Raw genomic sequence first — 23308 nt, 5'->3', positions numbered from 1 at the left:
CGGTGAGCACCCGATCGCCGCACCGTGACCTCCCCGACCACTGCCAGGGAGGCACCGGATGTCCGAGCACACCGAGCACGCCGTCGTCGTCGGGGCCAGCATCGGCGGGCTGCTGGCCGCACGGGCCCTCAGCGAGGTCTACGACCACGTGACCGTCGTCGAGCGGGACCTGCTGGAACCAGGACCGGTGTCCCGCCGCGGCGTGCCGCAGGGACGGCACCCGCACGGGTTGCTCGCCCGGGGACGGGAGGTCCTCGAGGACTTCTTCCCGGGGCTGACCGACGAACTCGTCGGCCTGGGCGCCGCGACGACGGACCTGCAGTCGGGGTTCCGCTGGTTCAACGGTGGGCGGCTGCTGTGCCAGGAGCCATCCGGCCTGCTGGGCCTGGGCGTCAGCCGGCTGCTGCTCGAGTCGCAGGTGCGCGCCCGGGTACTGGCGGTGCCCGCCGTGTCGCTGCTCGACGGCTGCGACGCCACCGGCCTCGCCGCCACCGCCGACCGGGGCCGGGTCACCGGCCTGCGGCTGATCCGCCGTGCCGGCGACGGCACCGAGGAGGTCCTCCCGGCCGACCTGGTGGTCGACGCCAGCGGCCGCGGCTCCCGGTCCCCGCAGTGGCTGGAAGCGCTGGGCTACCGGCCGCCGGAGGCTGAGTCCGTCCACATCGGTCTGGCGTACGCATCGCGCTCCTTCCGTCGCGACCCGGACGGGCCCGCGGGCGCGTCGGTCGCCGGCACCGCCGCCAACCCCCGCGGCGGCATCATGATCGCGCAGGAGGGCGACCGGTGGATCGTCGCGGTGGGCGGGATCCTCGGCGACGCCCCGCCGCTGGACCCCGAGGGCTGGACGGCGTTCGCGGCGTCCCTGCCCTCACCGGCGATCCACGACGTCGTCCGGGACGCCGAGCCCCTGTCGGACGCGGTGCGCTTCCGCTACCCGGTCAGCACGCGCCGTCGGTACGAGCGCCTGTCGCGCCTCCCCGATGGCTGGCTGCCCTTCGGTGACGCGATCTCCAGCTTCAACCCGGTCTACGGACAGGGGATGAGCGTCGCGGCGATGGAGGCCGTCGCGCTGCGCGACGCCCTGGCGCACGGCACCGGGCAGCTCCCCGGGCGGTTCCTCCGCGCGGCCGCGCGGCTGGTCGACAGCCCCTGGGACGTCGCCGTCGGCGCGGACCTGCGCTTCCCCGGGGTGGAGGGCCCGCGGACCGCTCGGGTGCGGATGGTCAACGGCTACCTGGAGCGGCTGCACGTCGCCGCCCAGCACGACCCCGCGGTGGGCCGCGCCTTCCTGCGGGTGGTCAACCTGCTCGACCCGCCGCAGCGGCTGATGGCGCCGTCCGTCGTCGCTCGCGTGCTGAGGGGCAGCCGTCCGCACGAGATCCCCGTCCCACGCCGGGCGCCCGTCGGGGTGGGCGTCGGCTGACCGGGAGCTCACGGCCGGACACCGACGAGCCGGGGTCCGGAGCGGGCGCACGACGACCGCGCTGCGTCCGGTGCTCGGACCGAACGGTCCCTCGGTGGACCTGCTCGCCGTCTCCCCCTCGCGCATCCACGCCTCCGCCGGCGTCGGGGAAGGCCTGGCGATCCGCCCCGTCGTGATCGACGACCGGACCGGTGCGGGCGACGTCCCGCCGTGCTCCCGGCCGGCCCACCCGACACAGGGGCGCCGGTCCGGCGCCGTCGGCCCTGGAACCGGCGGACGGCGTCCCCGAGGATGGGGGCACGCCGGCCGCGGGCAGGACCCGGCCGCGGAGGGGACGGGGCGAGGGCGATGGACGAACTGGCGCGCAGTGCGGTCCGCTGGGCCACCACCCACGGAGCGATGCGGGTGGCCATCCGGGCACGCGCCCGCGCGGGCAACCCCGACGCCCGGGTCATGACCGACCCGGCGCTCCGCGCGGACCCGTACCCGCACTACGAACGGCTGCGGACGGCGGCCCCCTTCACCGATGGGGCCCTGGCCCGGATCAGCGTCCACCACGACGTGTGCACCGACGTCCTGCGCAGCGAGGACTTCGGGCAGATCGGTGCGTACCGGACCGAGCGGCTGCCGGCCGCGTTGCGGCTGGCGCTGCGGCTGGCCGGCCCCCGGCCGGGGGTGAGCCCCATCGACCCGCCGTCGATGGTCGCCGTCGACCCGCCCGACCACACGCGCTACCGCCGGCTGGTCAGCCGGGCGTTCAGCGCCCGGGCCGTCGCCGGGCTGCGCGAGCGCACCCGTCAGATCGCCGACGAGCTCCTCGACGGGCTCGAGCGCGAGGCCGCGGCGCACGGCGGGCGGGTGGACCTGGTCGCCCGCTACGCGAGCCTGCTGCCGGTCACGGTCATCTCCGAGGTGCTCGGCGTCCCGGTGGCGATGCGCGAGCAGTTCCTCGCCTGGGGCGACCGGGCCGCGCCGGTCCTGGACATGGGCCTGGACTGGTCCACCCACCGCGACGTCGAGCGCACCCTCGGCGAGCTCGACGCCTGGTGGCGGGGGCACCTGGAGCAGCTGCGCCGGGAGCCGGGCGCGGACCTGCTGTCCACCCTGACCACCATGGTCGACGACGACGGTGGCGGCCTGACCGGGACCGAGCTGCGGGCCACGGCCGCGCTGGTCGTCGGCGCCGGGTTCGAGACCACCGTCAACCTCATCGGCAACGGAGCGGCCCTGCTGTTCGCCCACCCCGACCAGCGCCGGCGGCTCGCCGAGGACCCGTCGCTGTGGCCGAACGCCGTGGACGAGGTGCTCCGCGTCGACCCCCCGGTGCAGCGGACCGGGCGCCGGGCCAGGCGGTCCACCACCGTCCACGGGGTCCCCGTCGCCGAGGGCGAGTGGCTGGTCCTCCTGCTCGCCGCGGCCGACCGGGACCCCCGGGTGTTCGCCGATCCGCACGTCTTCGACGTCGCCCGCCCGAACGCGCGCGACCACCTCGCCTTCGGCGGCGGCATCCACTTCTGCCTCGGGGCCGCGCTCGCGCGGATGGAGGGCGAGGTCGCGCTCCGGGCGCTGTTCGAGCGCTTCCCCGACCTCGCCCCCGCGGGCCCCGGGCGCCGCCGCGGCACGGTCATCCTGCGTGGCCACGAGTCCCTGCCCGTCGTCCTCGGGCCCACCGCACCGCGAGCCCGGTCGGCGTCCGGAGGAACCCGGCCCGGCCAGGAACCGGTCGGGACGAGCCCGGCCTGACGCGCGGCGGCCGGTCCGGCCGCACACCGGCGCCCTGGCCCGGACGGGCGCCGAGCCACCGCGCGACCGCTGTCCCCATGCGGTGTCGTCGGCCGGTAGACACGCACGAGGAGGCGGTCCGGTCGTCGCGGGCGCCCGGCGGTGCTGGAGGACCCGTGGACGAACAGCAGCTCCTGTCGGAGGCACAGCACGTCGTCGGCCAGGACGACGTCCTGCTCGCTGCCGGGGTCTTCCAACCGCGCGGCACCCAGGCCGGGATGGGCGGTGGGGCCGCGGTCGCGGGGAGCCTCGCGCGGGGGGTGGCCGGGATGGCCCTCACCGCGGCGGGGATGGCCGTCGGCGGACTCGCCGGGCAGGCGACCGCCGGCGACCTCCCCACTCCCCGGTGGACCGTGCTCGCGGTCTCGGCGGAACGGATCTACGGGATGACCGGCCACGGGGAGGGCTTCGCCATCCGGCCGGGTGCGGTCTTCGCCGTGCTCCGGCGCGACGAGGTCGAGACGACCGTGCACGAGCGCGTGGGCGTGCGGGTCCTGGAGATCCGCGACACCCGCAGCGGCGCTGCCCTGGAGCTGGAGACGGCGAGGCTGGGTGGCTGGCACGGGACCGACGTGCTCCGACTGCTCGGTTAGGACCCCCGCCGGCCGGGGCGGCTCGGGGGCCGGTGGCGCGCCGCCCCTGTGCACCCCTGGTGCTCGTCGTCGGTGTCCTACTGGACGACCGTGGCCTCCACCATGGGCGCGGCCTGCGCGCCCGCCACCTGCTCGGCGGCCGGCTCCGCGTGCGCCGGCACCATCGGGCCGTCGCCCGCGGGGTCGAGCACGTCCTGCTCGAACCACTCGTAGCGGCCGGAGAGCACCTGCCGTGCGACGTCGTACTGGGCCTCGTCGTCGTTGGCCCACAGCTCGGTGAACAGCCGGTCGGCCCGGCGCCGGGCCTGGCGGCAGAACAGGTCGGCCAGCTCGACGGCCTCCTGCCGGCGGTCGGGGTGCTCGCGGGCGAGGGTGTCCGCGTAGACGCAGGCGCAGGCCATCACGTACAGCTCGGCGCCGATGTCGACGATCCGGCCCAGGAGCTGCCCCTTCCGCTCGAGACGAGCCTGGTAGCGGCCCATCGCGTAGAAGGTGGCGCGCGCGAGCTTGCGCGCGTGGCGCTCGACGTAGCGCAGGTGCCCGGCCAGGTCGCCGAACTCCGCGAAGGAGCCGGGGCGCTGGCCGGCGCCGGTCGTCAGCGTCGGGAACCACGTGGCGTAGAACGCGCCGGCCCGCGCGGCGGCCTTCGCCCGGCCGGCCAGGCCGGAGTCGCCGAACACCACGTCGCCCGCGACCTTCAGGTGCTGGTCGACGGCCTCACGGGCGATGAGCAGGTGCATGATCTCCGTCGAGCCCTCGAAGATGCGGTTGATGCGCATGTCGCGCAGCATCTGCTCGGCCGGCACGGGCTTCTCCCCGCGCCGGGCGAGCGACTCGGCGGTCTCGTAGCCGCGCCCGCCGCGGATCTGCACCATCGTGTCGACGGCGGTCCAGCCGAGCTCCGAGCCGTAGAGCTTCGCCAGCGCGGCCTCGATGCGGATGTCGTTGCGCTTGTCGTCGGCCAGCCGGCTCGACACGTCGAGCATCGCCTCGAGCCCGAACGCCGTGCCCGCCAGCCAGGCGAGCTTCTGGGCGATCGGGTCGTGCTCGCCGATGGGCCGGCCCCACTGCGTGCGCTCCCCCGCCCACTCGCGGGCGATCTTGAGCGAGTACTTGACCGCCGACAGGCAGAACGCCGGCAGCGACAGGCGGCCGGTGTTCAGCGTGGTGAGCGCGATCCGCAGACCCCTGCCCTCGCCGCCGACGACGGCGGAGTGCGGGACGTGGACGTCGTCGAAGCGCGTCACCGAGTTCTCGATGCCCCTGAGCCCCATGAACTCGTTGCGGTGCTCCACCGTGATGCCCTCGCGGTCGGTCGGGCAGATGAAGGCGGTGATGCCGCCCTCGTGGCCCTCGGACTCCGGGACGACGGCCATGACCACCACGACGTCGGCGATCGCGCCGTTGGTCGCCCACAGCTTGGTGCCGCTGATCCGGTAGCCCGTGCCGTCCTCGGTCGGGACCGCGGTCGTGCTCATGCGCGCCGGGTCCGAGCCGACGTCCGGCTCGGTCAGCAGGAACGCCGAGATGTGGTCCTTCGCGAGCCTGGGCAGCCACTCGCGCTTCTGCTCCTCGGAGCCGAAGAGGCGCAGCGGCTCGGGGAGGCCGATCGACTGGTGCGCCGACAGCAGTGTGGAGATCGACGAGTGCCACGTGCCGGCCATCGCCAGCGCCTTGTTGTAGTGGACCTGACTGAGGCCCAGCCCGCCGTACTCCTCGGGGATCTTCATGCCGAGGGCGCCCAGGTCCGCGAGGCCGGCGATGACCTCCGCGGGGATCCGCGCCTCGCGCTCGATCCGGCGCCGGTCGACGCGTCCGGTGAGGAAGGCGCGGAGGCGGCCGAGGAACGCCTCGCCCTTGTCGACGGCGGCCGGATCGAGCTCCGGCTGGGGGTGGATCAGGTCGAGACGGAGATTGCCCAGGAACAGTTCCCTGCCGAACGACGGCTTGGTCCACTCGGTCTCGCGGCTGGCCTCGGCGAGCTGCTTCGACCGTTCGTACGACGGATTCGACGCCATGGGTCAGCATCGCCCTCCCCGCGTCGTCGGACAACGGACGTCGCGCCGGCGAGGTCGGGACGGCGTCCCCTGCCGCGCGGCCGTCACCGCACGGCGGGGGACGCCATCGCGAGCAGCAGGTCCCGGGCGAGGGCGGGGCGGTCGATGAACGGGTTGCGGTTGCCCTGGCGCTCGGCGATCGCGGCGTTGCGGTGCCGCTCCCACTCGGTGACCGGATCGTCCTCGTGCCAGGCCAGCAGCATCGGCAGCCGCTCGGGCGGCATCTCCCGCGCGTCGACCGCCCCGGGGTAGCGCAGCAGGAAGTAGAGGACCGCCCGGGAGGCGGGCCCCTTGCCGTGGACGGGCTCGAACCCGTTCCCCTCGCTCTTGCCGCACTCCCCCCGCACGACCTCCCGCACCGGGCCGGGCGACCGCGGCACGGGGAAGTCGCCGAACTCCACGTAAGGGGTGTTGCCGCGGAAGCTGTTGCACCGGGACTCGCACGCGAACAGGTGGTGCAGGTCCCCGCGCATCGGCTCGTCCCTGGCGAACCAGCTCTGCGGCACCACGTGCTCGCAGTTGAACGGCAGCGCCGCCTCGACCTCGGCCGCCACCTCGCCGGCGTCCCGCGCTCCCGGGGCCGCGAGGCGGACGGTCACCTCGTGCACCCGGGCCTCGGCGGTGGCCAGGTCCTCGCGGATCAGCTGCTCGGGATCCCACTCGTGGCCGGTGTACAGGCTGCGGAGCACCCCGCTGGGCTGCAGGTCCACCCACGGGTACAGCTCCGTGGCCGGCTTGTACCGCGGCGTGCGCACGTGGGTGCGCCGCACGAGGTCGGCGACCCGGTCGGGAGCCACCCCGTCGTAGTAGGCCTCGGCCGCCGCGGCGTCGGCCTCGGCGTCGTAGTAGACGCGGTCGCCGGCGCGGGCCAACTCGGCCAGCGCGAGCTCCACGTCGGCCGTCGCCAGCCCCGGCAGTCCACGGATGAGATCGGTGTCCACGGCCGAAGACCTACTTCGCCCCCGTCACCGGAGCGTCAACGACCGGTCGGCCCGCGGAACGCCTCCGTCGCGCGGCGCCTACCGCTGCCCGAGGGGCTGCAGGTCCAGCGCGGCGAGGCGCCCGGGGTCGGCGAGGAGGTCGATCGCGGTCACGACGCCGTCGTCGACGGTGAAGGCGAAGACCACCTGCGGGGTGCCTCGCAGCGACCACACCGCGCCGGGCGCGCCGTCGACGAGCACCAGCCGCGCGGCCCGCGCCCGCCCGGAGAGGAACCGGGCGACCTCGGTCGCCCCGCGCACCTCGGCGGCGGCGCCCATCCGCGCGGCGACGGCGTCGGACCGCAGCACCGCCTCGGGGTGGAGCAGCTCGAGCAGGGCGGCGAAGTCCCCGTTGCGCGAGGCGTCGAGGAAGGCGGCGACCACGCCCCGGCGCCGCTCGGTGGCGTCGGGCAGCTCGGCCCCGCGCACCCGGCGCCGGGCCCGGCTGGCCAGCTGCCGGGCGGCGGCAGGAGAGCGGTCGACGATCGGCGCGATCTCGTCGAAGGGCACGTCGAACAGGTCGTGCAGCACGAACGCCAGCCGCTCGGCGGGCGCGAGCTGGTCGAGGACGGCGAGCAGCGCTAGCCCGACGGAGTCGGCGAGCACCGCCTCCTCGGCGGGGTCGGCGACGGCGTGCAGCCGGGCCGGCGGCGCGTCGTCGAGGGGGTCCTCGCGCCGGTGGGCCCGGGCCCGCAGCTGGTTGAGCGCCACCCGGGCCACCACCGTGGTCAGCCAGCCGCCGAGGTTCTCCACCTCGGCGGCGCCGGCCCGGCTGACCCGCAGCCAGGCCTCCTGGACGGCGTCCTCGGCCTCGGCGCGCGAGCCGAGCAGCCGGGAGGCCACGGCGGTCAGCCGGTCCCGGTGCTCCTCGAACCGCGCGGCGAGGACGTCGCTCCCACTCATGACGGTCACATCTCCCGGTCGGCGGGTGTCAGAGAGGTGTCAGACCCGGACCCGACGACCCGAGGAGCCCATCATGACGACCGGCATCCACACCGTCATCTACCCCGTGACCGACCTGGCCCGCGCGACGGCGCTGTTCGGCGTGCTGCTGGGCGCCGAGCCGGTGGTGGACGCGCCGTACTACGTCCAGTTCGACGTCGGCGGCCAGGCGATCGGCCTGGACCCGAACGGCCACCGGTTCGGCCAGTCCGGACCGGTGGCCTACTGGCACGTGGACGACGTCGCGACGAGCCTGGCCGCGCTCGTCGCGGCCGGCGCCGAGACGGTGCAGGAACCCACCGACGTCGGTGGCGGCATGCGGATCGCGGTGGCGAGGGACGCCGACGGCAACCTCATCGGCCTGCGGCCGGCGGAGAGCGCCGGCCGGTAGTGGGCGTCGAGCCCCCTCCCGCGTGGCCCGCCGCACGCGGCCGACCTCGTGCTGGACGGAGAACTCCGTCGGGGGACGTCCCGTCGACGGACCAGCCGGGCGCGGGAGGTGACGGCACGGAGACCGGTCGCCGCTGCCGCACGTTCGCACCCGTCGGGCGCTCTGGTCCGCCGCCGGGCAGCGGACCAGGGCCTTCCACGGGCGCGACGGACCGCCCGAGGGCGCGACGTTCCCGTCGCGTGACCCCCTCGGGAAGGACGACGACCATGACCGCGACGACGACCACGCCACCCATCGACACCACACGCGGCGACCCGACCGCCGCGATCCGCCCCTTCCGGGCGGACGTGCCGCAGGAGGACCTCGACGACCTCCGCCGGCGCCTCCTGGCGACCCGGTGGCCCGACCGGGAGACGGTCCCCGACCGGTCGCAGGGCGCCCGGCTGACCGACCTGCAGGAGCTCGTCCGGTACTGGGGCACGGACTACGACTGGCGGAGGGGCGAGGCACAGCTGAACGCCTGGCCGCAGTTCATGACGACGATCGACGGGGTCGACGTCCACTTCTTCCACGTCCGCTCCCGGCACGAGGACGCGCTGCCGCTGGTCATCTCCCACGGGTGGCCGGGCTCGGTGTTCGAGCAGATCAAGGTCATCGGCCCCCTCACGGACCCGACGGCGTACGGGGGTCGGCCGGAGGACGCCTTCCACGTCGTCATCCCGTCCCTGCCCGGCTACGGGTTCTCGTCCCGCCCGACCGACACCGGCTGGGACGTCGAACGCATCGGGCGGGCGTGGGCTGTGCTCATGGAGCGGCTGCGCTACGACCGCTACGTCTCCCAGGGCGGCGACTGGGGGGCGGGCGTCGTCGAGGCGATGGGCCGGCAGGCGCCGGACGGTCTGCTCGCCATCCACACCAACCTGCCGGCGGTGTTCCCGCCCGACGCCGCCGCGGCGATCGCCAGCGGCGGACCGGCACCGGACGGGCTCTCGGAGGAGGAACGGGCCGCCTTCGACGACGTGCGGACGTTCCTCCAGAGCGGGGGCTGGGGCTACTACCAGATGATGACCGCGCGACCGCAGGCCGTCGGCTACGGCCTGACCGACTCCCCCGCCGGGCTGGCCGGGTGGATGCTCGTGCACGGCGGGTTCGGGAACTGGACGTACGGCCAGGACCCCGGCCAGGCGCCGACCGTGGACGAGGTGCTGGACAACTTCTCGCTGCACTGGCTGACCAACACGGTCGCCTCCGGGGCGAGGCTGTACTGGGAGAACCGCGCACAGAGCCTGATCAGCGCGGCTGCCCAGCAGACCGACACGATCAGGATGCCCGTGGCCATCACGGTGTGCCCGGACGACGACCTCTTCCGGGCCCCCGAGACGTGGGCCCGCCGGGCCTTCCCCACCCTCGTCTACTTCCACGAGGCAGAGCGCGGCGGCCACTTCCCCGCCTGGGAGGAGCCGCAGGTCTTCGCCGAGGAGATGCGCGCCGCGTTCCGGTCGCTGCGCTGATCCGGACGGGGGACGGCGGCACCGCCCGTCCGCCGTCCCCCGGTCCCGGCGGAGCACCGCCGCACCGCCCGGCCACCCGGGACGACCAGGGACATCCACGGGCGCGAGCCGACGGCGAGGCCGCCACGCTTGGCGGCCTCATCGACACAGGAGGCGCACGTGGCCACCACCACCGAGCGGTCTGCAGCCACCGCAGCTGTCCGCCCCTTCCGGATCGAGGTGCCCGAGGAGGCGCTGGTCGAGCTGCGCCGCCGCATCGCCGCGACGCGCTGGCCCTCCAGGGAGCTGGTCGCGGACCGCTCGCAGGGCGTGCAGCTGGCGACGATGCAGGAGCTCGCCCGCTACTGGGCGACCGAGTACGACTGGCGCCGGTGCGAGGCGAGGCTGAACGCGCTGCCGCAGTTCGTCACCGAGATCGACGGGGTGGACGTCCACTTCCTCCACGTGCGGTCGCCGCACCCGGACGCGTTGCCCCTGGTCATGACGCACGGCTGGCCCGGCTCGGTCGTCGAACTGCTCGAGACGGTCGGCCCGCTCACCGACCCACCGGCGCACGGGGGACGCGCCGAGGACGCGTTCGACCTGGTGCTGCCGTCCCTGCCCGGCTACGGCTTCTCCGGCGAGCCGACCGAGCTCGGCTGGGACGTCGGCCGCGTCGGGCGGGCCTGGGCGGAGCTGATGCGGCGCCTCGGCTACCCCCGCTACGTCGCCCAGGGCGGCGACGTGGGTGCCGGCGTCACCGACGCGATGGGCCGCCAGGCACCCGAGGGGCTGCTCGGCATCCACGTGAACCTGCTCGTCACCGCCCTGGGCAGCACGCTGCCGGGCGACACCGAACAGGAGCGGGCGGCTCTCGACGCGATCGCCACGTTCCGGGCCAGCGGCTTCGCGTACTTCCTGGAACAGGCCACGCGGCCGCAGACCATCGGCTACGGCCTGCTGGACTCACCGGCCGCCCTGGCCGCCTGGATGCTCGACCACGACACCGACGCCTACTACAAGATCTCCCGCGCCTTCGTCGACGGGCAGCCGGCGGGCAACCTCACCCGGGACCACGTCCTCGACAACATCACGCTCTACTGGCTGACCGGCACCGGCACCTCGGCCGCCCGGTCCTACTGGGAGAGCTACGGACCCGACGCTCCCGCGGCCGCGGGCGGCCAGGCTCCTCCGCCGGTCTCGCTCCCGGTCGGCTTCACCACCTTCCCCGGCGAGATCTGGCGGACACCGCGCAGTTGGGCCGAGATGAGCTACCCCACCCTCGCGTACTTCAACGAGGTGGACCGGGGCGGCCACTTCGCCGCCTGGGAGGAGCCCGACCTGTTCACGACCGAGGTCCGGGCCGCATTCCGCCCGCTGCGCGCACCCCGGGTCCCCGAACCGCGTCGCTGAGCACCTGCTCGACGGCCCGGGGCACCGACGCTGCTCCCGGAGCTGCCCCGACCGGCCATCCACGTCCCCTGCAGATCGCGAGGAGAAGGGCAGATCACGTCATGACGGCTGTCGCACAGGAGACCGGCCAGGCCATCCGCCCGTTCCGGGTGGACGTGCCCGAGGAGGCGCTCACCGAGCTGCGCCGGCGCATCGCCGCCACGGTCTGGCCGGACCGCGAGACGGTCCCGGACTCGTCGCAGGGCGTACCGCTGGCGACGATGCAGGAGCTCGCCCGCCACTGGGCGACCGGCTACGACTGGCGCCGGTGCGAGGCGCGACTGCAGGCCCTGCCGCAGTTCGTCACCGGGATCGACGGGCTGGACATCCACTTCATCCACGTCCGGTCCCGGCACGACGACGCGCTGCCGCTCGTCGTCACCCACGGCTGGCCCGGCTCGATCATCGAGCAGCTCAAGATCATCGACCCGCTCGTGGACCCCACGGCGCACGGCGGGAGCGCCTCGGACGCCTTCCACGTGGTGATCCCCTCGATGCCCGGCTACGGGTTCTCGGGCAAGCCGACCAGCCCCGGGTGGGGTCCGGAGCGCATGGGCCGGGCCTGGGCCGAACTCATGCAGCGCCTGGGCTATCCCCGCTACGTCGCCCAGGGCGGCGACTGGGGTGCCTTCGTGGTCGACCAGATGGGCCTGCAGGCGCCGGAGGGCCTGCTCGGGATCCACACCAACATGCCGGCCACGGTCCCGGCCGACGTGGACCAGGTCCTCGTGGCGGGCGGCCCGCCGCCGTCCGGTCTCGCGGACGAGGAACACCGGGCCTGCGAGCAACTGCTGCGGACGTACCAGCAGGTCGAGTACGCCCGGTACATGGCGGCGCGCCCGCAGACCCTGTACGGCATCGCGGACTCGCCCATCGGGCTGGCCGCCTGGCTGCTCGACCACAACGACGCCGACGGCCAGCCGGCCGCGGCGGTCGCCGAGGCCCTGCAGCGGACCACGAGCGCCACGGGCGAGCTGACGCGGGACGAGCTCCTCGACAACATCACGCTCTACTGGCTGACGAACACCGGGGTGTCGGCGTCCCGGCTGTACTGGGAGTACAAGGGCGGCTTCTTCAACGCCAAGGGCGTCACGATCCCGGTGGCCGTCAGCGTCTTCCCCGGTGAGCAGTACGAGGCCCCGCGCAGCTGGACGGAGCGGGCCTATCCCGGCCTGGTCCACTACAACCGGCTCGACCGGGGCGGGCACTTCGCCGCATGGGAGCAACCGCAGCTGTTCGTCGAGGAGCTCCGCGCGGGCTTCCGCTCCCTGCGCACACCGCAGGTCCCCGGTCCGCGTCGCTGACCGGCGGACGGTCCGCCACCGAGCCGCGCCGGTGTCCTCCACCGACGCGGCTCGGCTCCGTGCCCAGCGGAGGAGGCCCGGTACCGCCCCGGGGACGAGGCCCGGAGCATGAGTCACTCGACCCGGGTCCGGCTCGTCCGGCTGTGGACCGCCCCGCAACGGGGCGGCCCCGCGGGTGGAGCGGCGGGACGGAGTGCCTGCTCGGACGCCTGGCCCGTCCGGGGACCCGACCACGCTGACCCGGCCTGGTCGATCGACGCATGACCGCCGTCGCCCGCCGTCCTAGCGTGGCTGTCTCGGGGATGTCCGGTGCCGCTGGCCCCCTGCAGCGACCAGGTGGGGACCGCCGCGCGCGCCGTCCGACGACCTCTGGCGGTGTGGCGCATGTCCGGTACCAGAGCCTGGCCCGGCCTGCTGGGACGGCGGATGGAGTGCGAGACGCTGAGCACCCTGGTGGCGGCGGCGAAGGCGGGCCGCAGCCAGGTCCTGGTGCTGCGCGGCGAGCCCGGGATCGGCAAGACCGCGTTGCTGGACTTCCTGCTCGAGCGTGCAGCGGGGTGCAGCGTGGGGCGCGCGGCCGGCGTCGAGTCGGAGATGGAGCTCGCGTTCGCCGGCCTGCACCAGGTGTGCAGTCCCCACCTGGACCGGCTGACCAAGCTGCCGGAGCCGCAGCAGGAGGCGCTCGGGACGGCGTTCGGCCTGCGGCCGGGGGGCCCACCGGACCGCTTCCTCGTGGGCCTGGCGGCCCTCACCCTCCTGTCCGCGGTGGCCGAGGAGCAACCGCTGGTCTGTGCCGTGGACGACGCCCAGTGGCTGGACCGGGCGTCGGCGCAGGCGCTCGAGTTCGTCGCACGCCGACTCGTGCACCACCGCGTGGCGATGGTCTTCGCGGTACGCGAGTCCGACGAGGAGCCCACGCTCACCGGGTTCCCGCAGCTCGTGGTCCGCGGCCTGCCCACCCGTGACGCCGCCGCGCTCCTGGAGTCGACGGTGAACGGCGCCCTCGACCCCCGGGTCCGTGACCGCATCCTGGCCGAGAGCCACGGCAACCCGCTCGCCCTGCTGGAACTGCCGCGCGGGCCGTCGGCAGCCGAGCTGGCCTTCGGGGGCGATGCCGGCTCCGGCGCGACGCCGCTGGCCCAGCGGCTCGAGCAGGGGTTCCTGCGCCAGGTGGCACTGCTCCCGCACCCGTCCCGTCGACTGCTGCAGGCCGCGGCCGCCGAACCGGTCGGCGACGTGGCACTGCTGTGGCGCGCGGCCGGGCGCCTGGGCATCGGCCCCGAGGCCGCGGCTGCGGCCGAGGCCTCGGGCCTGGTCGAGCTGCGCGACCGGGTCCGGTTCCGGCACCCGCTGGTCCGTTCCGCGGTCTACCGCTCGGCGACACCGGCGGACCGGCGGGACGTGCACCGCGCCCTCGCGGACGCCACCGACCCGGACGTGGATCCCGACCGTCGGGCCTGGCACCGGTCCCGTGCCGCGGTGGGCCCGGACGAGGACGTCGCCGCCGAACTCGAGCGCTCTGCCGAGCGTGCGTCCGGGCACGGCGGGCTGGCGGCCGCGGCCGCGTTCCTCGAGTGCGCGGCAGCGCTGACGCCCGATCCGGTGCGGCGGGTGGGGCGCTCGCTGCACGCCGCGGCGGCCAAGGTGCGCGCCGGGTCGTTCGACGACGCCTCCGCGCTCCTGGCGACGGTCGAAGCAGGACCGCTCGGGGTGGCCGAGCGGGCACGGGCCGATCTCCTGAGGGCGGAGATCTCCTTCGCCGGGAACCGTGGCAACGCATCGCTGCCGCTGCTCCTCCCCGCAGCGCGTCGGCTGGAACCGCTCGACGCGCGACTCGCCCGGGACACCTACCTCGACGCGCTGTCCGCCGCACTGTTCGCCGGGCGCCTGGCCGCCGGTCCCGGCGCGCGACAGGTCGCCGAGGCCGTGCGGCAGGCGCAGTCGCCGGATGCGTCCCGCACGGAGGATGCGCTGCTCGCCGGGCTCGCCGTGCTGTTCACCGACGGGTACGCGCGGGCGGCGCCGCTCCTGCAGCGGGCGGTGCAGGCCCTCGTGGCGGAGGAGCCTGCGCTGGACGAGGCGCTGCGGGCCGGCTGGCTCGCGGCGGCCACGGCGGCCTCCCTGTGGGACGACGCCGGCTGGGACGTGCTCACCCGCAGGTACCTGGACACCGCGCGCGAGGCCGGAGCGCTCGCGGCACTCCCCCTGGCCCTCCACACCCGCGCCGTCGCGCTCCTCCTCACCGGCGACCTGGCCACCGCGGCGTCCCTGGTGGAGGAGACGCGGTCCGTCCTCGAGGTGACGAAGACCAGCCTCGCGCCCTACGGAGAGGTCGGCCTGCTGGCCGTGCGCGGGGACGCCGAGCAGGCGGAGCCACTGATCCGGAGCTGCCTCGAGGACGTCACCGCCCGCGGCGAGGGGGCCGGCGTCACCATGGTGCAGTGGGCCCGGGCCGTGCTGTGCAACGGCCTCGGCCGCTACGCGGAGGCCCTCCCTGCGGCCCGGGACGCGGCCGCGTGCCCACCCGAGCTCGGCCCGGCCACGTGGGCGCTCCTCGAGCTGGTCGAGGCGGGCGCGCGCACGGGGGACACCGGGCCGGCGGCGGCCGCGCTCGAGGAGCTCTCGGGGATGACCCGCGTCAGCGGCACGGACTGGGCACTCGGGACCGAGGCGGCGGCGCGCGCCCTGCTGAGCGGGGGATCCACCGCCGAGGACCTCCACCGGGAGGCCGTCGACCGGCTCGCCCGCACCTCCGTCCGCGTCGACGCCGCCCGAGCCCGGCTGCGCTACGGCGAGTGGCTGCGGCGGGAGGGGCGCCGCGTCGACGCCCGCGCGCAGCTGCGGACCGCCCACGGTGCACTGACCGCGATGGGCGTCGGTGCCTTCGCCGAGCGTGCGCGACACGAGCTCCTGGCCACCGGGGAGACGGTGCGCAAGCGCACGGCCGACACGGTCCGGGAGCTCACCCCGCAGGAGGCCCACATCGCTCTGCTGGCCGGGCAGGGGCTCACCAACCCCGAGATCGGGGCCGCGCTGTACCTCAGCCCCCGGACGGTCGAGTGGCACCTCCGCAAGGTCTTCGACAAGCTCGGCGTCCGCACCCGCCGGGAGCTCCGGCGGTCCGTGCCGGACGTCCACCACCCGGCCGGCTGATCGCGGGTCTGCGCGCTCGAGTGGGAGCCGGCGTCCCTCAGATCGAGGCGAGTGGGGTCCCGGCCGGACGGTCGCGCCCGTGGTAGACCGACCAGTCGCCGGCGGCCCATGCCGAGCGCAGCCCCGGCGCGCTCAGGTCCCAGTCCGGGCGGATCTCGGCCGTGGCCGCGCGCAGGTCGTGCCACAGGTCGTGGACCGACGGGCGGCCCCAGAACCAGTAGCCGTTGTAGACGCTGTGGACCACGAGTCCCGGCTTGAGGACCAGCGTGTGCGGGATCATCGGGTCGTGCTCCGGGTCGGTGTACTCCTGGATGTCGAGGTCCGCCTGGACCCTCCGCCCGGGGTCCGACAGGAAGGTCCACCCCGCGCCGACCGACGTGCGGAACTCCCCCAGCTCCGGGTCCCCGTCGGTCGTGATCGTGACCACCTGGGTGCAGGCCACCGCGACCTCCGCGGAGAACGCCGCGAGCTCGAGGTGCTGCCGGCGCTCCGCGGGGCAGTAGTGGCCGCGCGCCAGCAGGAGGACCAGCGGGTCGCGGCCCTGCAGCTCGCCGATCGTGCGGACGGTGCCGGTGTGGTCGGGCAGCGCGTAGTCGGGGAAGACGCCGCCGGGCACGATGTCGGACCGCATGGCGTCACCGCCTCTCCTCGGGCGCCGGGGGACGGCGACCCCCGCCGACCGGTCCCCCGGGTCGACCGTCGCAGCAGGGGGCGCCCGTCGACCCAGGGGGATGCCCTGGTCCCTCCCGGGTCCACGGACCCGCAGCGGGGGGCGGACGGAGGCGGCAGACCAGGGAGTCTCCCTGGGGCGACCCGTGCGTGACCGGGCGAGGGTCGGTCGGGCCGGCACCCGCCTCGCGGCACGAGCGCGGACCACAGGGAGGAACGCCGACCATGGCACCCGACGACCTGCTCTCCTCCGCCCGCCGTCTCGCCCGGCGGTTCCACCACGACGCCGTCCGGGCCGAGGACCGCGGGCCGGCCGACGGCACCGACGCCCTCTGGCCGGCCGAGGAGGAGTTCTCCCTCGCCGGCGCCACGGACTGGCTCAACTCCCCGCCGCTCACCGGCGCGGATCTGCGCGGCCGCGTGGTGCTGATCGACTTCCGGACCTACACGTGCATCAACTGGCTCCGGTCGCTGCCCCACGTCCGCGCCTGGGAGGAGGCCTACCGCGACCACGGGCTCGTCGTGGTCGGCGTGCACTCCCCGGAGTTCTCCTTCGAGCACGACGTGGACGCCGTCCGCCGTGCCGCACGGGACCGGTCGATCGGCCACCCCGTCGCGATCGACAACCACTTCGCGGTCTGGCGCTCCTTCCACAACCACTTCTGGCCGGCTCGCTACCTGGTCGACGCCGCAGGACGCCTCCGCCACCACAGCGTCGGCGAGGGCGGCTACGAGGAGGACGAGACGGTCCTCCGGCAGCTCCTCGGCGAGGCCGGAGCCGGGGACCTCGGGCCCGAGCCCGCGCCGGTCGACGCCCGCGGGATCGAGGCCCCCGCCGACTGGGCCGCGCTGCGCTCGGCGGAGACGTACCTCGGCTACGACCGGACCGCCGGGTTCGCCTCGACCCCTGACGTCGTGCCCGACCGGCCGCAGGCGTACACCGCCCCGGCGCGGTTGCGGCTCGGGCACTGGGCCCTCTCGGGGGGCTGGACGGTCGGCGCGGAGTCGGCGGCGTCCTCCGAGTCCGGCGCGCGGCTGGCCTGCCGCTTCCACGCCCGGGACCTCCACCTGGTCGCGGCGCCGGCGACACGGGAGCGACCGGTCGGCTTCCGCCTGCTGCTCGACGGTTCCGAGCCGGGCGCCGACTCCGGTCTCGACGTCGACCCCCGCGGACACGGCGCGATCGCCGAACCGCGCCTCCACCAGCTCGTCCGCCGGCGCGGCCGGGTCGACACCGGCACCGTCGAGGTCGAGTTCCTCGAGCCCGGCGTCGAGGTCTACGCCTTCACCTTCGGATAGGGCCCTCACCTCCGGATGGGCCGCCCGCGAGTCCGGATGGGCCGCCCGCGAGCGGTCAGCGCGCCGGCGCGGCGGCGTCCTCGGGAGGCAGCCCCGGCGCGCGGTCGCTGCCGGGGACCTCCCCGCGGGCGACGGCGGCCGGCGCCGTCTCCCGGCGCACGCCGGCGGCGGCGTACGCCTCGTCCTCGTCGAGCGTCTCCCGCTCCAGCAGCCTGCGGGCGAGCCGGTCGAGCCGCTCGCGGTTGCCCCGCAGCGTCTGCACCGCTTCCCCGTAGCAGTCGTCGACCAGGCGCCGGACCTCGGTGTCCACCAGCGCCTTGGTCTCCGGCGCGACGCCGTCCAGGCCGAACGGCTGCTCCTGGCCGGGCGGCGGCAGGACCGTGACCGGTCCGATCGCGGGCGACATGCCCCAGCGGCCGACTATCTGGCGGGCGAGCCGGGTGGCCTGCTCGAGGTCGCTCTCGGCGCCGGTCGTGACCTCGCCGTACACGACGTCCTCGGCGGCACGGCCGCCGAGCGCCCCGACGATGCGGCCCCTGAGGTACCTCGCCGTGTAGCCGTACCGGTCCGCCTGGGGCGTCTGCACGGTCACGCCGAGCGCCTGCCCCCGCGGGATGATCGACACCCGGCGCACCGGGTCCGCTCCCGGGGTGAGCATGCCGAGCAGCGCGTGGCCGGACTCGTGGTACGCGGTGCTCAGCTTCTCCTCGGGCGAGAGCACGATGCCCCGGACCGTCCCCAGGAGGACCTTCTCCAGCGCCTCGCCGACGTCGGCGGCGGTGACCTGCTCGTGGCGGTGCCCGGCGGCGGTCAGCGCCGCCTCGTTGACCAGGTTGGCCAGGTCCGCCCCGACCATGCCGGGCGTCGCGGCAGCCACCGCGGCGAGGTCCACGTCCGGGGCCAGGGGCACGCGCCGGGTGTGCACCCGGAGGATCTCCAGCCGCCCGCGCAGGTCCGGTGGGCCGACGCTCACCCGGCGGTCGAAGCGACCCGGCCGCAGCAGGGCCGGGTCCAGGATCTCCGGGCGGTTGGTGGCGGCCAGCACGACCACGCCCTCGTCACCCCGGAACCCGTCCATCTCGGTGAGGATCTGGTTCAGCGTCTGCTCGCGCTCGTCGACCCCGCCGGCCGAGAAGGAACCGCCACGCGCCCGGCCGATCGCGTCGAGCTCGTCGATGAAGACGATCGACGGGGCCACTCCCATGGCCTGGCCGAACAGGTCGCGCACCCGGCTCGCGCCGACCCCCACGATCGCCTCGATGAACTCGGAGGCCGAGATGGAGAAGAACGGCACACCGGCCTCCCCGGCGACGGCCCGGGCCAGCAGCGTCTTGCCGGTGCCGGGCGGGCCGGAGAGCAGCACGCCCCGCGGGATCCGCGCCCCGAGCCGGCCGTAGCGCTGCGGGTCGCGGAGGAAGTCGACGATCTCGCGCACCTCGCGCTCGACCTCGTCGATGCCGGCGACGTCGGCGAACGTCGTCCGCGGCCCGGCGTCGGGCTGGTAGAGGGTCGCCCGGGACCGGCCGAACCCGCCGAGCCCGCCCAGGCCCGAGGCGCTGCGCCGCGCGAACCACAGCAGCAGCCCGACGATCAGCAGGGTGGGGCCGAACCCCAGGAGGAGCCGCTGCCACAGCGCGGCGGGAGCGTCCGGTGGGTCGGCGTTGACGGTGACGTCCTGGCTCTCCAGCGTCCCGAGCAGGTCGTCCGTGGCGAACGACGGGCGCTGCGTGGTGAACCTGTCGACCGGGACGGCGTCCGCCGACCCCGGCGGGTGGTCCACCGCCCTGCGGAACTCGCCCTCGATGGTGTCCGCCGTCGACGTGACCGTCTCGACGTTGCCCGCGTCCAGCTGGTCGGTGAAGAAGGTGTAGGACACGTCGGTCCGCGACGGCGGCCCCATCACGACCGACATGACGCTCCAGTTGACCACCAGCGCGGCGACGAGCAGCCACCAGATGCCGCCGGTGCGCGGCCGCTGCTGCTCCGGCGTGCGGGGGGAGGCGTCGTCCGGCACACCCTCCACCCGCCAGGGCCCGGTCCGGCGGGACCCGTTCCCGCTCCGCCGCCGGAGCCGGTCCAGGAGGCCCGGTGGGCCTCCTCCGCCGGGACCCGCCGGGCCTCGACCGCCGCTGGGGGCGGGCGGTGCGGGCGGGGGGACGGCGCCACCGCGGTCGGAGGGCACGGGGAACCACCTCCGATCTCGTCGGCGGCATCCGCCGATGCCGCCGGTCCACCCTGGCGTCGCGGTGTCGCCGGTCGCGCCCGGGCAAGTCCCTGGCCCGCACCCCGTCCCGGCCGGGTCACTCGCCCCCGACGGCCAGGCCCGCGGTCACCTCCCGCAGCTGCACCAGCGTCTCCCGCATGGCCGCCACCAGCGATCCCCCGCCCTGCGCCCGCCACGATCGGAGGGCGACACGGAGCACGACGATGCCGACGCCGGCCTCCAGCAGCGCCGCCGGGTCGGGCGCCGGCAGGCCGCGCAACCGCGCGAGACCCGACGCCAGCGCGGCCTCCATGTCCCGCTGGACGGTCAGGGTCCGCTGCAGGAGCCGCGGGTGTCCGAGCACGATCTGGTCGCGCAGCGCGAGCAGGTCCTGCTGGGACTCCAGGAACTCCGCGAACCGGCCGAGCACGACCGGCAGGCGCATGCCGCTGGGGAGGTCGGCGGCCTCGGCGAGGGCGGTCTGCAGCGCCGCGGCGAAGGCGTCCCGGTAGGCGAAGACCACCTCCTCCTTGGTCCCGAAGTGCCGGTAGAAGGTCGCCGGGGCCACGCCGGCCGCGGAGCAGAGGTCCTCCACGGTGACCTGGTCGAACCCCCGCGTCCGGAACAGCTCCAGCGCCGTCTGCTCGATGCGGGCCCGCCGCTGCTCCCGGGAGCCGGCGCCCGGACTCCTCGGAGCCATGCCGCCGCCCTCCTGTTCCCGCCACCGGACCGATCCCGGACGCGGGGGAGTCTGTCACCCCAGCGCGTCAACGGCTTGCGGACCTGCGCGTTCTCCAGGGAGCAGTCACCTGACGGATGCGGCACCGGCCGCGTCGGAGGCACGCTCCACCGTCGCCGTCGTCAGCATGCTGCCCCGGGGAGGAACCGGTGTCCGCGCCTGCCGGGAACCCGAGCGACGGCGTCTTCCGGACGGGTTCGACGGCCTCCGCCTCACCCGCACCTCCGTCGGGGAGGTCACCCTGCGGGTCCGGGACGGCGGCTCCGGACCACCTCTCCTCCTCCTGCACGGCCACCCGGAGACGCACCTGGCGTGGGGCCTGGTGGCGGGCGGGCTGGCGCGGGACTCCACCGTCGTCCTCCCCGACCTGCGCGGGTACGGGGACAGCTCCAAGCCGGCCGCGGTGCCCGGTCACGAGAGCTACGGCAAGCGGGCCATGGCGGAGGACTGCATCGCGCTGATGGCCCGGCTCCGGTTCGGCACCTTCGACGTCGCCGGTCACGACCGGGGCGGCCGGGTCGCCCACCGGATGGCCGTCGACCACCCCGAGGTGGTCCGCCGGCTCACGGTGCTGGACGTCATCCCGACGGGCGAGGTGTGGGCCCGGGCCGACGCCCGCTTCGCCCTCGGCTACTGGCACCGGGCCTTCCTCGCCCAGCCGCACCCCGTCCCGGAGCGGCTGATCGAGCCCGATCCCGACTTCTCCTTCCTCGACGCCGAGTTCGGCGGCGCCATCCGCCGGTTCCGCCGGCGGCGGTGGCCGACCACGCCCGCTGTGCGCGGGATCCGGCGGCCATCGCGGCGATGTGCGAGGACTACCGGGCCGGGGCCACGTGCGACCGCCGGTGGGACGACGAGGACCGCGCCGCCGGGCGGAGGGTCACGTGTCCTACGCAGGTCCTGTGGGCGGGCGGGGGAGCCCTCGAGAGCTGGTACGACCCCCTCGCGGTCTGGCGCGGGTGGGCGGACGACGTCAGCGGGCGCGCCCTCGACTGCGGCCACTTCCTGATGGAGGAGCGGCCGGACGAGGTCCGCGCTGCCATCCGCGACTTCCCCACGCGGCCCACCGGCGCGAGCCCGTCGGCCGTGCCGCCCTCCGCAGCGGGCGAGGGCACGGTCAGCTGACCGATGCGGCGCCGGCGGAGGCCGGGGCAACGTCCCTGCCCACGCCACCCCACCCGGAGGAGATCACGATGACCGAGGCACCGTCCGCGGACGGCCGCGGACCGACCGTCGCACTCGTCCACGGCGCCTTCGCCGACAGCTCCGGCTGGAACGACGTGGTCGCCCGGCTGCTCGCCGGGGGCGTCCGCGTGCAGGCCGTCCCCAACCCCCTGCGCGGCATCGCCCACGACGCCGCCTACGTGGCCAGCGCGCTGGCGCAGATCGAGGGGCCCGTGCTCGCCGTCGGGCACTCCTACGGGGGAGCCGTCATCACCAACGCCGCGCTGCGGGCGGGCAACGTCGTCGGGCTGGTCTACGTGGCCGGCTTCGCCCCGGACGAGGGCGAGACGCTCCAGGACATCGAGGCCGACTCCCGGGACAGCGTCCTGCTCACGGCCCTGCTCCAGTGGCGGTACCCGACGGGGGACTCCGGGTCGGAGACCGAGTTCGCGATCGCCCCGGACAGGTTCCACGACGCCTTCGCCGCCGACGTGCCGGAGGAGCAGGCCCGCGTCATGGCGGCCACCCAGCGGCCCGTCTCCGCCCTGGCCTTCGGCGAACCGACCACGGCCCCGGCGTGGAAGAGCCTCCCGTCCTGGGCCGTGGTCCCCACCGGCGACAAGGCGGTCGGCAGCGACGTCCTGCGCACCATGGCCGCACGCGCCGGCGCCACGGTGACCGAGGCGGAGGGCTCCCACGTGATCATGGTCTCGCAGCCGCAGGTGGTCACCGACGTCATCCGCCAGGCGCTGACGGCCGTCCCGGCGTAGCCATCCGGTCCGAGGCGTAGCCATCCGGTCGGGCCGGCGGGACCGTGACACGGTCACGTCGGCTCGACCGCCCCCGGCTCAGCCGGAGGCCTGCTCCGCAGGAGCGATCCGCAGCAGCCGCACCCCGCTCATCTCCAGGCGGAGCCCCGCCGCGTCGGAGGCGCAGCGGAGGACGACCTGCATGCAGCCCGGGCACCGGACGACGAGCGCAGGGGCGTCGGCGTAGACCAGGTGCCGCCCCAGCGGAGCCGGGTCCCCGCAGTGCGCGCAGGTCGACACCGCCGTGGTGAGGTCCACCGCGAAGACCTCACGCAGGACACCGCCCGCCGCGTTGCCGTCCAGGCGCCGATCGCCCACCTGCGGGACATCGGTCACGGGACACCCCTCCCATCGCGCGCACCGGCCGGGCTCGTCATCGATCCGTCCAGCCGGTCGACCAGTTGCCTTCCTCGTCGGGGACGATGTGCACCGCCCCCTCCTCCGCGGAGGCCGCCCCCGAGTCGATGCCCACGTCGAGGGCGTACAGCTCCGGTTCGACGTCCCCCCAGCGCTCGACCGTCTCCACCAGCCGCCCCGCGCGGCGGCCGCCTACCTCGTCGTCGATGAGCTCGCCGTCGGTGTCGGAGGCGTCGCCCAGCCCGTCCCCCTCGGGCTCCCCCGGCTCCGGGACCTCACGGGCGAGCCGACCCGCCAGGTTCTCACCGGCCAGCTCCTCGCGCTCGGTGGTCCCCCAGTCGGTGACCGCCCACGGGCGCTCGGCCGGGGACCAGCCGGTGTCGAGCACGTCGGTGACGCCGCCGAGGTCCTCGAGGGTGTCCTGCGGTTCCAGGACGCCGGAGTCCTCCTCGGGATCGGTCCCGTCGGAGCCGAAGGCGAAGGGGTCCACCGCACACCTCC

Annotated in this window: 19 protein-coding genes; 11 read left to right on the top strand and 8 right to left on the bottom strand. The window is 75.4% G+C overall.

Features of this window, described 5'->3' with window-relative positions; all coding sequences use genetic code 11:
• The first annotated feature begins 58 nt into the window (after positions 1-58).
• From ACI78Z_RS01180 to ACI78Z_RS01170, 3 genes are all read left to right on the top strand, one after another.
• Positions 59-1423 carry an FAD-dependent oxidoreductase gene (locus ACI78Z_RS01180; RefSeq protein ID WP_457034680.1) on the top strand — a complete coding sequence of 455 codons (1365 nt, stop codon included), beginning with the start codon at positions 59-61 and terminating at the stop codon, positions 1421-1423.
• Between the two features lie 348 nt (positions 1424-1771).
• On the top strand, positions 1772-3166 hold the full coding sequence (locus ACI78Z_RS01175) for a cytochrome P450 (protein ID WP_457034679.1): 1395 nt from the start codon (positions 1772-1774) through the stop codon (positions 3164-3166).
• Between the two features lie 155 nt (positions 3167-3321).
• Positions 3322-3798: a hypothetical protein gene (locus ACI78Z_RS01170; protein WP_457034678.1), complete on the top strand. Its 477-nt coding sequence runs from the start codon at positions 3322-3324 to the stop codon at positions 3796-3798.
• 77 nt (positions 3799-3875) lie between these two features.
• Here the strand turns inward: ACI78Z_RS01170 and ACI78Z_RS01165 are convergent, their stop codons facing one another.
• The 3 genes from ACI78Z_RS01165 to ACI78Z_RS01155 all read right to left on the bottom strand — a co-directional run bounded on the left by ACI78Z_RS01165 (position 3876) and on the right by ACI78Z_RS01155 (position 7738).
• On the bottom strand, positions 3876-5816 hold the full coding sequence (locus tag ACI78Z_RS01165; RefSeq protein WP_457034677.1) for an acyl-CoA dehydrogenase family protein: 1941 nt from the start codon (positions 5814-5816) through the stop codon (positions 3876-3878).
• 83 nt (positions 5817-5899) lie between these two features.
• Positions 5900-6796, bottom strand: coding sequence for an endonuclease I family protein (locus tag ACI78Z_RS01160; protein WP_457034676.1), 897 nt, complete (start codon positions 6794-6796; stop codon positions 5900-5902).
• A gap of 78 nt (positions 6797-6874) precedes the next feature.
• A complete protein-coding gene (locus ACI78Z_RS01155; RefSeq protein ID WP_457034675.1) occupies positions 6875-7738 on the bottom strand; it encodes a sigma-70 family RNA polymerase sigma factor in 864 nt (287 codons plus the stop codon).
• Between the two features lie 73 nt (positions 7739-7811).
• Between ACI78Z_RS01155 and ACI78Z_RS01150 the strand changes: the two genes are divergently transcribed.
• The 5 genes from ACI78Z_RS01150 (at position 7812) to ACI78Z_RS01130 (ending at position 15567) form a co-directional block, all read left to right on the top strand.
• Positions 7812-8168: a VOC family protein gene (locus ACI78Z_RS01150; RefSeq protein WP_457034674.1), complete on the top strand. Its 357-nt coding sequence runs from the start codon at positions 7812-7814 to the stop codon at positions 8166-8168.
• Positions 8169-8434: 266 nt separating this feature from the next.
• Positions 8435-9679 (top strand): epoxide hydrolase family protein, encoded by a 1245-nt coding sequence (locus tag ACI78Z_RS01145; RefSeq protein ID WP_457034673.1) that lies wholly within the window; start codon positions 8435-8437, stop codon positions 9677-9679.
• 159 nt (positions 9680-9838) lie between these two features.
• A complete protein-coding gene (locus tag ACI78Z_RS01140; RefSeq protein ID WP_457034672.1) occupies positions 9839-11071 on the top strand; it encodes an epoxide hydrolase family protein in 1233 nt (410 codons plus the stop codon).
• Between the two features lie 101 nt (positions 11072-11172).
• A complete protein-coding gene (locus ACI78Z_RS01135) occupies positions 11173-12414 on the top strand; it encodes an epoxide hydrolase family protein (RefSeq protein WP_457034671.1) in 1242 nt (413 codons plus the stop codon).
• Between the two features lie 384 nt (positions 12415-12798).
• On the top strand, positions 12799-15567 hold the full coding sequence (locus ACI78Z_RS01130; RefSeq protein WP_457034670.1) for an ATP-binding protein: 2769 nt from the start codon (positions 12799-12801) through the stop codon (positions 15565-15567).
• A gap of 37 nt (positions 15568-15604) precedes the next feature.
• Here the strand turns inward: ACI78Z_RS01130 and ACI78Z_RS01125 are convergent, their stop codons facing one another.
• On the bottom strand, positions 15605-16198 hold the full coding sequence (locus ACI78Z_RS01125) for a redoxin domain-containing protein (protein WP_457034669.1): 594 nt from the start codon (positions 16196-16198) through the stop codon (positions 15605-15607).
• A gap of 263 nt (positions 16199-16461) precedes the next feature.
• On the opposite strand from ACI78Z_RS01125, the gene ACI78Z_RS01120 reads away from it, so the two are divergent.
• Positions 16462-17535, top strand: coding sequence for a thioredoxin (locus ACI78Z_RS01120; RefSeq protein ID WP_457034668.1), 1074 nt, complete (start codon positions 16462-16464; stop codon positions 17533-17535).
• Between the two features lie 55 nt (positions 17536-17590).
• On the opposite strand, the gene ftsH is transcribed toward ACI78Z_RS01120, so the two are convergent.
• Together ftsH and ACI78Z_RS01110 are read right to left on the bottom strand one after the other, a co-directional pair.
• Complete coding sequence (gene ftsH / locus ACI78Z_RS01115) at positions 17591-19549, bottom strand: ATP-dependent zinc metalloprotease FtsH (RefSeq protein WP_457034667.1); 1959 nt, start codon at positions 19547-19549, stop codon at positions 17591-17593.
• A gap of 286 nt (positions 19550-19835) precedes the next feature.
• The gene (locus ACI78Z_RS01110) at positions 19836-20438 is read right to left on the bottom strand and encodes a TetR/AcrR family transcriptional regulator (RefSeq protein WP_457034666.1); all 603 of its coding nucleotides are present in this window, start codon (positions 20436-20438) and stop codon (positions 19836-19838) included.
• A 166-nt stretch (positions 20439-20604) separates the two neighbouring features.
• Between ACI78Z_RS01110 and ACI78Z_RS01105 the strand changes: the two genes are divergently transcribed.
• On the top strand, positions 20605-21486 hold the full coding sequence (locus ACI78Z_RS01105; protein ID WP_457034665.1) for an alpha/beta fold hydrolase: 882 nt from the start codon (positions 20605-20607) through the stop codon (positions 21484-21486).
• Between the two features lie 184 nt (positions 21487-21670).
• The gene (locus ACI78Z_RS01100; protein ID WP_457034664.1) at positions 21671-22411 is read left to right on the top strand and encodes an alpha/beta fold hydrolase; all 741 of its coding nucleotides are present in this window, start codon (positions 21671-21673) and stop codon (positions 22409-22411) included.
• 78 nt (positions 22412-22489) lie between these two features.
• Here the strand turns inward: ACI78Z_RS01100 and ACI78Z_RS01095 are convergent, their stop codons facing one another.
• Positions 22490-22786 carry a DUF6510 family protein gene (locus ACI78Z_RS01095; RefSeq protein WP_457034663.1) on the bottom strand — a complete coding sequence of 99 codons (297 nt, stop codon included), beginning with the start codon at positions 22784-22786 and terminating at the stop codon, positions 22490-22492.
• A 37-nt stretch (positions 22787-22823) separates the two neighbouring features.
• On the bottom strand, positions 22824-23297 hold the full coding sequence (locus ACI78Z_RS01090) for a DUF5709 domain-containing protein (RefSeq protein WP_457034662.1): 474 nt from the start codon (positions 23295-23297) through the stop codon (positions 22824-22826).
• Positions 23298-23308 lie beyond the last annotated feature (11 nt).

The sequence above is a fragment of the Geodermatophilus sp. SYSU D01176 genome (assembly GCF_054050015.1).
This window is presented reverse-complemented; position numbering and strand designations above follow the sequence as displayed.